The following is a 12,928-nucleotide window of genomic DNA, read 5'->3' as shown; positions in this document are numbered from 1 at the left end:
GCAAGCCAAACATGCGGTGTCATGGACTGGATATAAAGGATTTTAATTGGGTATTCACTTCAGCAGTCTGCGTCTGCGGATCTCTTTGCTTCTTGGAGTAATACTGCTCTACGTGGTTGTGGCCATTTGCTATCGCACCATAGAGCGGCGGGACGCTGATATTGCCAAAGCGCTGGAGGCCTTGCGCACGCAGGCTGCCCTTGTTGCAGATCAACAGTCGGGTATCGTTCAGGAAACGCGAGATCTGGCGACTTTTCTGTTTATTGGTCGGGACCCCACGCCCTTTGCCCGGACAGATCTTTGCAGCCAGGCATTGGCGCGTTTTCTCAAACGCAACCAGGCGCTGGACAATATTCGCCTGATACAGGCCGATGGATCAGTACTGTGCAGCGGCCGGGCAGCCGCGTTCGACGCGGCAAAAAATCGCGCATTTGCCGGCGCTGTATTGAACGAACCGGATGTGCTGGCTGGAACCGTCACCATCTCGACCACGGATGGGAAGCGCATTCTGCCGATCGGCATCGCAATCCGCACTGGAGCGCAAGCACCATCCCTGCTTTTGATGGCCTCGCTTGATCTGGGCTGGTTTGGTCGTCGCCTTGGCGAAGCCAGTCTGCAGGGCGGAACCCGCATGGGTCTCGTGGATAGCCAGGGAAATGTACTGGCGCATTATCCCGACCCAGCGCGCATGGTCGGAACAAAAATTTCAGAAACGGCATTTTTTCAGAACATCCTGGCCAACGGCGGTCAAGGCACCGGCGAGCAACCGGGCCTGGATGGTCAGTTGAAGCTGTACGCATTCACGCCATTTACTTACGCTTCCGGTGGACCCATCTATCTTTGGGCGGGTATCGACAAGAATACAGTGACCGCTGCAGCGGACCATCAGCTACTGAGTGGTGTCGCGCTCTGGCTGGGTCTTGCCCTGGTATCGTTCCTGGTGGTCTGGTTCGTCGGGGATCGACTGTTTATCCGGCCGGTTTCTGTGATCACGGAAACGGCACGCAAGCTGAGTTCAGGTGATTACCTTGCCAGAACAGGCATGGTTGCAGATGGTAGCGAGGTGGGGGAGTTGGCAGCCATGGTGGACCGCATGGCTGCCTCCATGGCATCGAAAGCCGAAATCCTCCGGCTGAACCGCGCGCTGCGCGTGCTGAGCGGCTGCAGCAAGAATATCGTTCTTGCGCAGAGCGAAGAAGCGCTGCTGGATGAAACCTGCCGCACGATCGTCGAGGCCGGAAATTACCTGATGGCCTGGATCACTTTCCGCGTGCAAGACGACGCGAAATCCGTGCATATAGCGGCCCGCTATGGCGCCAACATCAGCTGGCTTGACGGGGTGCCAATCAGCTGGTCCGATGATCATCAGGGAGGCGGCCCTACCGGCAAGGCCTTGCGCACAGGACAAACCCAGCTTGTCCAGGATATTGCGGCAGAACTGGACCTTGGGCCGTGGCAAGAGAAAATTTATGCGTTGGGGTCACGTTCAGCGGTGGCACTTCCGCTCACAGATGGCGGCATTGAACGATACTGACTTTTCGAACGGTCGTATCGTGAGGCTTCCTCACCGGGCAGGGCAATTCTCAAAAAACGGGGGTTGTCCTGTTTTGTTTTTACATATTTAGTCCCTTTAAAATCTCTTAATTAAATCTACAAGTCTGTGTAGGGGCCACCTCAAAAAGGCCACTTCCCTGCACTCCAAACCCCTCTTTTTCTTTTCCTCGTACTCTTTTGCAGTCTTTTAGTTGTGTCACTAGCTCCAAAAAACTGTACAAAATATTTCAAATATGTCGATGTTTGACCTTATTTCTGCAATTGACGAGTTATCGTGACATACGCAACAAACCAGAGTCAACACAACACGCGGATCATGATCAACCCATTGTTTTTCATGGGAAATCACCATTCAACATCGAAATTCATCTGAAAAGACTAAACCTTGGCAAAGCTAAGCACAACCCCTTGTCATTGGTTACGCACGCTCAAATCAAACCGTTCGTCCAATTTCCTCTTATGAATCATTGAAATAAAAAATTTTTCCTTGAAGGCAAGGTTAAACGCGAAAAACAAGACAATATAATCAGCAAATAAAAACTATTAAATTTAATTAATGTAATCTTATAAAGATAAAAAGCCGACATAAAAAGTCGGAAAATAATAGACGAAAAAAACTGACCTTAATATTAAAAAATAATTGGGTTTGAATTATTAGGCGGGATGCACAGCGACGGAGGAGGATGGTTCAGCAACCAGCTTGTCACATCGGGTTGGTTGCCCTTAGGGGATGACGTCGAGAGGGGCTGCCCAGCAAAATTACGTCCAAAGTTCGGGCCACTGACCAAGCAGACAGCAGGTTTTCCGCCTGTCCACATAACCGGAGGGAAATACTCAGGAAAAACGAGCGGTTTTTTGGCCCTTCATCGCCAGTCTCGAAGACAGGGGGAGCTGGAAGCCCTTGCTGAGCTTCGTTTGACGGAAATACAGCTTTTTGACCGAAATACAAAAACGAATGAACGACGACAACAACGACACACAAAATTAACGCGGTTCCCCTTGAAAAACAGCCTTTGCGTCCCTATTATTGGCACTCGTTAGCCCAGAGTGCTAACGGGCTCGGCCAGTCCGATGGCCCCAGAACATTCAGGCATGTTTTCTCAGGAGAAAGAATGATGAAGATCCGTCCCTTGCATGACCGCGTAGTCATCAAGCGTGTTGAAGCCGAAGAAAAAACCGCATCCGGTATCGTATTGCCAGGCGCCGCTGCTGAAAAGCCGGATCTGGGTGAAGTGGTTGCAATCGGCACTGGCAAAGTGCTGGACAACGGCGAAGTGCGCGCCCTGTCGGTCAAGGTTGGCGATAAGGTTATCCTGGGCAAGTACAGCGGCCAGTCCGTCAAAGTAAACGGCGAAGAACTGCTGGTTGTCCGCGAAGAAGACATCTTCGGTGTGCTCGAAGCGTAATTGCCCCGGCAATTTGTGCAGTCACACTCATTCAAGATTTCAGGAGTAAAGAACAATGGCAGCAAAAGAAGTCAAATTCGGTGATTCCGCCCGTTCGCGCATGGTCGCTGGCGTTAACATCCTGGCCGATGCGGTCAAGGTGACTCTGGGCCCTAAGGGTCGCAACGTTGTGCTGGAACGCAGCTTTGGCGCGCCAACCATCACCAAAGACGGTGTGTCGGTTGCCAAAGAAATCGAACTCAAAGACAAGTTCGAAAACATGGGCGCGCAACTGGTTAAAGAAGTAGCTTCCAAGACTTCCGATATCGCTGGTGACGGTACCACTACCGCCACCGTGCTGGCTCAAGGCATCGTGAACGAAGGCCTGAAGTATGTTGCAGCCGGTTTCAACCCGACTGATCTGAAGCGCGGTATCGACAAGGCTGTGATCGCCCTGGTTGCCGAGCTGAAGAAGATTGCCAAGCCAACCACCACCTCCAAAGAAATCGCCCAAGTCGGTTCGATTTCGGCTAACAGCGATGAAATCGTTGGCGCCAAGATCGCTGAAGCGATGGACAAGGTTGGTAAAGAAGGCGTGATCACCATTGAAGATGGTACTGGCCTGGAAGACGAACTGGACGTAGTTGAAGGCATGCAGTTCGACCGCGGCTATCTGTCCCCGTACTTCATCAACAATCCGGAAAAGCAAATCGCGCTGCTGGATAACCCGTATGTTCTGCTGTTCGACAAGAAGATCAGCAACATCCGTGATCTGCTGCCGGTACTGGAACAAGTCGCCAAGTCGGGCCGTCCGCTGCTGATCATCGCTGAAGATGTCGATGGCGAAGCGCTGGCTACCCTGGTTGTGAACAACATCCGCGGCATTCTGAAGACTGTGGCCGTGAAGGCTCCTGGCTTTGGCGATCGTCGTAAAGCCATGCTGGAAGACATCGCGATCCTGACTGGCGGTACTGTTATCGCTGAAGAAGTTGGCCTGACCCTGGAAAAAGCCACTCTGGCAGAACTGGGCCAAGCCAAGCGCATCGAAGTGGGTAAAGAAAACACCACCATCATCGACGGCGCAGGTCAGGAAGAATCCATCAAGGCACGTGTTGGCCAGATCCGCAGCCAGATCGAAGAAGCGACCAGCGATTACGACCGTGAAAAACTGCAAGAGCGCGTGGCCAAGCTGGCTGGCGGCGTAGCAGTGATCAAGGTTGGCGCTGCGACCGAAGTCGAAATGAAAGAAAAGAAAGCCCGCGTTGAAGATGCCCTGCACGCTACCCGCGCTGCAGTGGAAGAAGGCATTGTGCCAGGCGGCGGCGTTGCGCTGCTGCGTGCTCGTGCCAACCTGGGCGAACTGAAAGGCTCCAACGCTGATCAAGACGCTGGTATCAAGATCGTTCTGAAAGCCATCGAAGCGCCGCTGCGTCAGATCGTTGCCAACGCTGGCGACGAGCCATCTGTAGTTGTGAATCGCGTGGTGGAAGGCACTGGTAACTTCGGTTACAACGCTGCTACCGGCGAATACGGTGATCTGGTTGCCATCGGCGTGCTGGACCCAGCCAAGGTAACTCGTTCGGCTCTGCAACACGCTGCATCGATCGCTGGTCTGCTGTTGACTACCGATGCAATGGTTGCCGAACTGCCGAAGGATGACGCTCCTGCAATGCCAGGCGGCGGCATGGGTGGCATGGGCGGTATGGATTTCTAATCGCCTGAAACTTGATTGGCCTCTGTATGAGGCTGGCCAAAACAAAGAGCCCGGCTTAGCCGGGCTCTTTGTTTTTGTGGGCGCCCGACTTGGGCCACGTATCCCAGGCCAAGCCAAGACGGATGCGTTCGCACCAGCCTGCACTGCCGCGCTTTGCGTTGTCCGGGCCCGTCGAGTGGGGACAGCGGTGCCGACCATGCGTCTGTCATGTTTCCGTGGATTGACGCTACTCAGTAAACTAGTTCAACAATCGCAGTGCACCATCAAATACCACCCGCAACAACCGGTTCTCCCTTGCAAATCAAGGAGTACGTGATGACACTGTTGCCTTCTGCGGCGCTGGCTTTGGTTCTGGTGGGGTTGTCCACCCCATGTACGGCTACCGTGCTGGACTTTGATCAAGTCCCGATTACGCCTGCCATGATCAGTTCACCTTCCCATACCGATTACGACACAACTGATCTATTGATCGACGGCTACAACCTGGAGAGCGATGAATATACCGATCTGGCGTTCGGATCATTCAACGGCACGCCGGTGGCGCCTGCCTGGTCCGGTACCACGGCACTTTATATCGACCCCAATTACCAAATGGACGAGATCTCTCCGCTGTCGAACGCGATTGCCGGTAACGGCAGTGCCCCCTTCGCGCTCGCCAATGTGCGGGTTTATGCGCCCGACGCGCCGGGAGGCACAATCCTCAATATCAATGCATTTGATACCGCCGGTGATAACGTCGGCCTCACCTCGTTCTGGTATGCCAATGTTGTAGTGCCAGCGGTCAGGCCTGGACGATCACCTTGGGTGTTTTTGTCGCTGCCGTACCCGGAAGACGGTGCCAATATTTATGTTTTTGCCAGCACAACGCCGGTTTTCCTGGATCATCTGCAAGTTGAGCCTGTGCCTGAGCCCGGGGTCTGGGCATTGCTGGGCATTGGCATGGCTGCGTTTGCGTGGCGCCAACGGCGGCGCCCCGATCCGGGCCGCCCGCAATTGGCGATGCCCTGAAACGAGCCTGCCCGAACAGGGCACCTACGGGCGCCCTGCTTGAGCCTGGAGCTGCGCATGAGTACTTAACCCGGATGTTTGGCCGTGTAGTCTTGTACCGCCTCGTTCAGGTCCTGATATTGCTCGCAATTGCCACACAAGCCCTGCAATTGCGCCAGTTGCTCACGGGCCTGATCGGGCTGGTTGTTTTGCAGATAAGCTTCGCCCAGATATTCATGCGCACCAAGGTGCTTGGGATTCAGCCGCAGCGCCTCTTTATAGGCAGTAAATGCTTCAGGTAAATGCCCGCTCTTGCGCTGGGCATAGCCGGTGTAGTTCCACCAGTCCGCGTTATCGGGCTCTTTGGCTCTGGCTGTGGCCAGCAACTCAAGGGCCGCATCCCAGGCGTGCGCATCCAGCTGTACTTTGACTTTGGCTGTCATGGCTGCATCCCAGTCCACTCTCCCATGCTGACCGCTACTGCTACCACCGCCCATTCCACCACTGCCGCCACCCCCGCCAGATGCCATGACCAATAGTGAGCACAATAATCCCGCGATCCCGACTGCGTATTTTGCTTTCAATTTCATGCTGGCTCTCCTTTTCCAAAGCAAACTGCAGCAGCTTCAACGATTTACCGGCGACCAAAACTGACCGCGCAGTCGTTCCGTTCGGACCAACCGCAGCTGTTGTCTGGTTAAACGTTTTGGGTTGCCGGTTTATTCCCTGAAATTTTTCATTGCGGCGGGAATAAGCGCGGCGTTCACGCGTTTTAATGGGTATACCTTGTTAAATATCGCCTTGGGGCCACTGCCGATGCTCGACGAGGATTTATCAAAGCTGATACCCGCGCTGCTGCCACGTTTGTGGCGGTTTGCGTTGCGGCTGACCGCTAATCGCCATGATGCGGAGGACCTGGTCCAGCGTGCCTGCGTGCGGGCACTGGAGCGACCACATCAGTTGCAGGACGGCACCTCACCGTTGAGCTGGTTGTTTTCCATCATGTATTCGGTGTGGATCAGCGAAGTGCGCGCCCGCAAGGTCCGCACCGCCAATGCCGCCGACTACCAAGACGAGTTCTTCGATAACCTGCCCGACCCCAAAGCCAGCGATCCGGAAAGCGAATTGCTGCATCGGCAAATCATCGCCGCCGTCAGCGCGCTGCCAGACGCGCAGCGCGTGGTCATGCTGCTGGTTGCCGTAGAAGGCCTGAGTTACCGCGAGGCAGCACAAGCTCTGGATATCCCCATCGGTACCGTGATGAGCCGGTTAGCCCGCGCCCGACTCACTCTGGGCGAGTTGTTTACCATTAGCCGGCCACAACGCCAGTCCAAGGGGGAGATACGGCCATGATCTTGAACGAAACACTGCTCATGGCGTGGGTCGATGGCGAGCTTTCATCACACGAGGCCGCCGAAGTGGCTGATCTGGTCGCGCTTTCGCCCGAAGCCCAGGCCCAGGCCGCGGCGATGGCTGTTTCGCAATTGCCCTACCGCGAGGCATTCGAACACCAGCATCAACCGGAAATCCCCGCCCGGCTGGCGGCCAGCATTGCCGTGCTGACTGAAGCCAGCCGTGACCGCGCCACACCCATGCCACCGCTCGGCGGTCGCCAGCCTTCGCGTTGGCAGGGTGTATGGATTGCCATGGCGTTCGTCGCTGGCGTGGGGTGCACTTTGGGCGGCATGCGCTTCTGGGAAAGCACCGAAGAGGCCGAGTCGCCCTGGATTACGGCGGTGACGCAATATCAGGAAATGTACGTGCGCGACACGCTGGTGCAAGTCCATGACAACGCGGCGCTGTCGGCACGCACGCTTGCAGATATCCAAACCCAGGACCGCATGCCGATTGTCATTCCTGATTTGCAGAGCGCGAATCTGGAATTCAAACGCGTGCAGCGTCTGCGCTACGGCGACAAGCCGGTGGTGCAGATGGTGTATATGCCCGCGAGTGGTGATCCGGTTGCGCTTTGCGCCGCGCCTGACATTCGGCCAGACAAGGCCATGCAACAAAGAATGGACGAGAACCTGAGCGTGGTGACCTGGCGCTCCGGCAATATCAGTTACATGCTTGTCGGTCGCTCTACACCCGCAACACTGCGCGACATCAGTGAGCGCATCCGCAGTGGCAAGGTGCCTGCGTTGTATAGCTGATGCGCCGATGGATTACGGGGTGATCCTGGCATGAAGAACAAGGCCAGGCCGGACGTCAGGCCTTGTTTCCCAGCCCCAGTCGCATCCACAACTCGGCGACGCCGCACGGCACCGGCTCGCTGAAGTGAAAGCCCTGCAGATAATCCACGCCCATGCCTTGCAGGAAACGGGCGGTTTCTACTGATTCGACGCCTTCGATGATGGTCTGCATTTGCAAACCCTGCGCCAGCTGGACGATGGCCTGCATCACCCGGCGGCCTTCCTCGGTGTTCAGTCGCTGGGCGAACGACACATCCACCTTGATGATGGTGGCGGGCATTTCGTGCAACTGCGACAGCGAAGAATAACCGGTGCCGAAATCGTCAATGGCCAGCTGGAAACCGGCCGCTGCCAGCTGCCGCAAATGCTTGAGCTGGCGCGAGTAGTCGGTCACCGCCACCGATTCCGTGATTTCCAGAATCACATCTTCCGGGCGCAGACGATATTGGGAGAGCTTGTCGAGCATGCCGGAGACAAACTCCGGTGCAAACAACTGGCTGCGCGAGATATTGAGCATCAGTCGCTGGGCCAAACCGGCGTCACGCCATTCGCGCAGCTTGGCAAACGCCAGCCCGGCCACGCGGTCGGATAACTCCTGGATCAAGCCAACTTTCTCGGCCATCGGGATAAACAATTCCGGGCTGATCCAGCCGTTCTTTTCGTCTTGCCAGCGTGCCAGCGCTTCGACGGCAAACACTTCGCCATCACGAGCCCGCACGATGGGCTGATAGTAAACTTGCAGCTTGTTCTGGCGAATGGCATCGGCCAGCCGTGCCTGAATCGCGACGTGTTCGCGACCCAGCGATTTCACATGCAGCAAGTCGCCGTAAAAACAGACCGTGTTGCGACCAACATGCTTGGCGTGATGCATGGTGTGGTCAGCGGCGGATAGCAGGTCTTCGCCACAAGTGGCGTTGTCCGGAAAGATCGCGAAACCGGCGCTTACCGTTGGCCGGGCATCCAGACCATCCAGCGCCAGGCCTTGGCGGGTAATGCTACGTAGTTTTTCGGCGCGCTCTTTCAACTCGTTGGTGTCCACCACATCGGGCATCAACACCACAAATTCGTCGCCCCCCCAACGCGCCAGGACATCGTGCTTGCCCAGCACGCTTTGCAGCTGTTGCGCCAGCCCGACCAGCAACTGGTCGCCAGTGCGGTGGCCAAAGGCGTCGTTGATCTGTTTAAACTGATCCAGATCCAGAAAGCCCAGCGCCACTTTGGTGTTGTTGCGGCGGGCACGTTCAATGGCACTGGCCAGCTGGTCATCCAGCATCAAGCGGTTGGGCAGCTTGGTCAGGCCGTCGTACAGGGCCAGTTGGGTCAGATGCTCTTCGCTGACATGCGCCACGGTCACGTCGCGCAAAACGGCGCGAATCGCTTGCAACCGGTTGTCTTCGTCAAAGCGGGCCAGTAAACGGGCCTCAACCCACAGGAAGTCGCCGCTCTGTTGCATCAGCCGAAAACGCACATGCGCGGTTTCAGCGTGCGTTTGCAGCAACTGTGTCAGCGTTTGGGCGACTTGCGGCGCATCATCCGGGAAAATCCAGGTAAACAGACTCTTGCCCACGTCACGCAAGGCTTCGCGCAGATCAACGCCCCGCAATCTGGCCCACGCCGAGCTGCTTTCTAGCAATTCGCCAGCGGGAGCGAGATCGACAATGGCTTCTTCCAGCAGATTGAGCGTATCCAGCAGAGTCTGGCGCTTGGCGGTGTCTTGCATCAGGCCGGAGATATCGTGCACCAGCACCACCACGCCCGGCTCATCGACGCTGACCGGCTGTACTCGCACCCGTAGCCATGCGAGGCCATTGCTGGCTGGCACGGTACAGTTGAATGCCTGGCTGCGTCGGGTCAGCAGTGCGACGGGCACCGCTTTGGTCAACTGGCTCGCCAGATTGGCGGGCAGCGCCTCGGCTAACGAACGTCCAGTCAGGGCGTGCGTACCGGGCAAGGCGGGATGGCTGGCCCATGCGGTGCCGATCAAGCCATCGGGCGATAATTCAAATACCATGTCGCCGGTGGCCCCAACCAGCGCTTGCAAACGCTGCTGGCTGCCTTGCAAGGCCCCTTCCAGCTGTCGCCGCACCAATGCCTGGGCAATATGGGTGCCGAGCATGGCGAGCAGCTGTAGCTCGGTGCTGCCGCGCTGCAGCGATTCGTCTTCATCCAGAAAGCACAGAAACCCGAACAGCATGCCGTGATCGAGTAGCGGAATACTCAGCAGGCGTCGTGCGCCCAGTTGCGCCAGCCACATTTGCTCCGCCAGCGGCAGTTCCGGCAACGCAGTATTCAGTAATTTGCCCGTTTCAAGGGTCTTGGTCAGAAACGGAAAAGCCGCGTAATCAATGCTGCGCAGATAGTCCGGGGTTACCGGTGCAATGCGACAGACCTTGTCGCGCCAGACCGAGACCAGGCGGGCGTGATCAGTTTGCGTCGACGGATTGAGGTACAGACTGACCAGACTCGCCCGCGAAACGTGGCCGAGTTGTTGCAGCGCGCCTGCCAGACCTGCGGTGTGATCAGGCGCCTGCAGCTGCGCCACCACGCCCTCAAGGGCAGCAAAGTACGTCTGATACAAGCCGATATCGCTGTGCGCGATGACTGCCAATGTTTCGCAATCCGGCTGTTCCGGTTTAACCATCAATCAACTCTATGCAATCTCAAGAGAAAACCGGCCGCCGCAAAGAGCGGGGGCCGGTTCTTGTAAGTATCAACTATATTTTCGGGAGTCTGGCGTGGTTCAGCCTGGACGTCAATCTTCCGCTTTGGGCATGGCCTCTGGCGGGGTGATCTGTTCGGTAAAGCCACACTCTTTTTGTGGGCAGACCTTTTCCAGACCGCGACGCTTGGTGGTCTTAAGCGTCAGCACCGGCCAGTTGCACTTGGGGCAAGCCTCGGCGATCGGCGGATTCCACGTTGCATAGGTGCACTTTGGGTAGGTCGAGCACGAGTAAAACAGCTTGCCGTAGCGGCTCTTTTTCTCGGTCAACGTTCCCTTGTGGCATTCCGGGCATTCCACGCCGGTGTCTTTCGGCTTTTCCAGCGGCTCGATGTGCTTGCACTTCGGGTAGTTGGCGCAACCAATGAACTTGCCGTAACGGCCGACCTTGATCAGCAACTGACCGCCATCTTCCGGACACACGCGCCCTTCGACCACTTCCGGCTCAACCGGCGCAGCGTCGGCATCGTCATTCAGATTGCGGGTGTAATCGCATTCCGGGTAAGTGGTGCAGCCAATGAAACGGCCACGTTTGCCCAGACGAATCGCCAGCTTGTTGCCGCATTTCGGGCAGGCTTCATCCAGTTCTTCCTGGGTGACTTCCTTGCGCGACAGCGATTGTTTTTCCACCACGGTTTCGTGGAAGCGCTTCCAGAATTCATCCAGCACCGGCACCCATTGACGCGTACCGTTGGAGATTTCATCCAGCTGGTCTTCCAGCTTGGCGGTGAAGTTGTAATCCACATATTGGGTGAAGTGATCAGTGAGGAACTTGTTCACCACTTCGCCAGTGTCAGTCGGAATAAAACGCTTTTTATCCAGATCAACGTATTCGCGGTCTTTCAGCGTCTTGATGATCGAGGCATAGGTAGACGGACGACCAATGCCGAACTCTTCCAGCGACTTGACCAGACTGGCTTCCGAGTAACGCGGTGGCGGCTGGGTAAAGTGTTGCTCGCCAGCGAGTTTGTCGACCGGCAGTTCTTCGCCTTCTTCCAGCGCGGGCAGACGGGCTTCGTCTTCCGCGTCGTCTTCAACGTCGTCCTGATCTTCCTGGTACACGGCGATAAAGCCGGGGAATACCAGCGTCTGACCAGAAGCGCGGAATACGGCATCCGGGCCGACCTGAATGTCGATACCCACGGTGTCAAAACGCGCCGGGGTCATCTGACAAGCCAGCGTACGCTTCCAGATCATCTGATAGAGCTTGAACTGGTCAGCCGACAGGTACGGCTTGACCGCATCCGGCGTACGCAGGATGGAGGTCGGGCGCACCGCTTCGTGGGCCTCTTGCGCGTTCTTGGCTTTGTTCTTGTACGTCACCGGCGCGTTGGGCAGATAGTCTTTATCGAAGGTGGATTCGATATAAGCACGGATCTCGTCCAGCGCTTCGTTCGCCAGATTCACCGAGTCAGTACGCATATAGGTGATCAAACCGACCGTACCCTGACCGACGTCGACACCTTCATACAATTGCTGCGCGGTACGCATGGCGCGGTCGGTCGTCATGCCCAACTTGCGCACGGCTTCCTGTTGCAGCGTGGACGTGGTGAACGGCGCGGCCGGGCTGCGTGATTTCTTTTTCTTCTCAACGCTGGCGACCTTGGCATCCTTGCCTTGCAGGCTTTTCAGGATGTCGGCCTGGGTCGCTTCGTTGGGAATATCAAACTGGTCGAGCTTTTTACCTTGCCATTGCGACAGTCGGGCGCCGAACTTGGTCTTGGCCTTGTGGCTGTCCAGATGGATCGTCCAGTATTCCTGGGCGGTGAAGGCGCGGATTTCCAGTTCGCGTTCGCAAATCAAACGCAATGCCGGGCTCTGCACGCGGCCAGCGGACAAGCCGGAACGCACCTTGCGCCACAGCAGCGGCGACAGGTTGAAACCCACCAGGTAATCCAGCGCGCTACGGGCTTGCTGCGCGTCGACCATGTCGTTGTCGATATCACGCGGATTGGCCACAGCGTTGGTCACGGCAGCTTCGGTAATCTCGTGGAACACCACGCGCTTGAAGGTGCGGTCTTTACCGGTCAGCTTTTTGTCTTTCAGGATTTCCATGATGTGCCAGGAAATCGCTTCACCTTCGCGGTCCGGGTCAGTTGCCAGAAACACGTGTTGGGCGTCTTTTACGGCGGCACAGATGGCATCGACATGCTTTTTGTTCTTGTCGATGATCTGATACTTCATTTTGAAGTCGTGCTCGGTATCCACCGAGCCATCTTTGCGCACCAAGCCGCGGACGTGACCGTAGGAGGCCAGGATTTCAAAATCCGGCCCCAGGTATTTCTTAAGCGTTTTCGCCTTGGACGGCGATTCAACAATCAGCAGATTTGCGGGCATGGTTTGCCGTAATGATCCAAAGGTGTAGGGAGTTGATTGC

Annotated in this window: 9 protein-coding genes; 6 read left to right on the top strand and 3 right to left on the bottom strand. The window is 56.5% G+C overall.

The features are described from left to right. The first annotated feature begins 46 nt into the window (after nt 1-46). The 4 genes from N7220_RS12245 to N7220_RS12230 all read left to right on the top strand — a co-directional run bounded on the left by N7220_RS12245 (nt 47) and on the right by N7220_RS12230 (nt 5,661). On the top strand, nt 47-1,534 hold the full coding sequence (locus tag N7220_RS12245; protein ID WP_283147800.1) for a GAF domain-containing protein: 1,488 nt from the start codon (nt 47-49) through the stop codon (nt 1,532-1,534). Between the two features lie 1,135 nt (nt 1,535-2,669). Beyond that, nucleotides 2,670-2,960, top strand: a complete 291-nt coding sequence (locus tag N7220_RS12240; protein ID WP_283151443.1) for a co-chaperone GroES — start codon at nt 2,670-2,672, stop codon at nt 2,958-2,960. A gap of 55 nt (nt 2,961-3,015) precedes the next feature. Continuing rightward, nucleotides 3,016-4,653 (top strand): chaperonin GroEL, encoded by a 1,638-nt coding sequence (gene groL, locus N7220_RS12235; RefSeq protein ID WP_283147799.1) that lies wholly within the window; start codon nt 3,016-3,018, stop codon nt 4,651-4,653. Between the two features lie 315 nt (nt 4,654-4,968). Beyond that, a complete protein-coding gene (locus N7220_RS12230; protein ID WP_283147798.1) occupies nt 4,969-5,661 on the top strand; it encodes a PEP-CTERM sorting domain-containing protein in 693 nt (230 codons plus the stop codon). A gap of 65 nt (nt 5,662-5,726) precedes the next feature. Here N7220_RS12230 and N7220_RS12225 read toward each other — a convergent pair whose 3' ends face one another. Then, entirely contained in the window at nt 5,727-6,230 is a 504-nt protein-coding gene (locus N7220_RS12225) for a tetratricopeptide repeat protein (protein ID WP_283147797.1), read from the bottom strand. A 196-nt stretch (nt 6,231-6,426) separates the two neighbouring features. On the opposite strand from N7220_RS12225, the gene N7220_RS12220 reads away from it, so the two are divergent. Both N7220_RS12220 and N7220_RS12215 read left to right on the top strand, forming a co-directional pair. After that, nucleotides 6,427-6,993, top strand: coding sequence for an RNA polymerase sigma factor (locus N7220_RS12220; RefSeq protein WP_283147796.1), 567 nt, complete (start codon nt 6,427-6,429; stop codon nt 6,991-6,993). Then, complete coding sequence (locus N7220_RS12215; protein WP_283147795.1) at nt 6,990-7,793, top strand: anti-sigma factor; 804 nt, start codon at nt 6,990-6,992, stop codon at nt 7,791-7,793. The genes N7220_RS12220 and N7220_RS12215 overlap by 4 nt, the downstream gene beginning before the upstream one ends. 55 nt (nt 7,794-7,848) lie before the next feature. On the opposite strand, the gene N7220_RS12210 is transcribed toward N7220_RS12215, so the two are convergent. After that, nucleotides 7,849-10,473: a sensor domain-containing phosphodiesterase gene (locus tag N7220_RS12210; protein WP_283147794.1), complete on the bottom strand. Its 2,625-nt coding sequence runs from the start codon at nt 10,471-10,473 to the stop codon at nt 7,849-7,851. Between the two features lie 111 nt (nt 10,474-10,584). Next, a complete protein-coding gene (gene topA / locus N7220_RS12205) occupies nt 10,585-12,888 on the bottom strand; it encodes a type I DNA topoisomerase (protein ID WP_283147793.1) in 2,304 nt (767 codons plus the stop codon). Nucleotides 12,889-12,928 lie beyond the last annotated feature (40 nt).

The organism is Silvimonas soli (assembly GCF_030035605.1).
Classification (GTDB): domain Bacteria; phylum Pseudomonadota; class Gammaproteobacteria; order Burkholderiales; family Chitinibacteraceae; genus Silvimonas; species Silvimonas soli.
The sequence above is the reverse complement of the archived record's forward strand: the minus strand, read 5'-3'. Positions and strand labels throughout refer to the sequence as shown.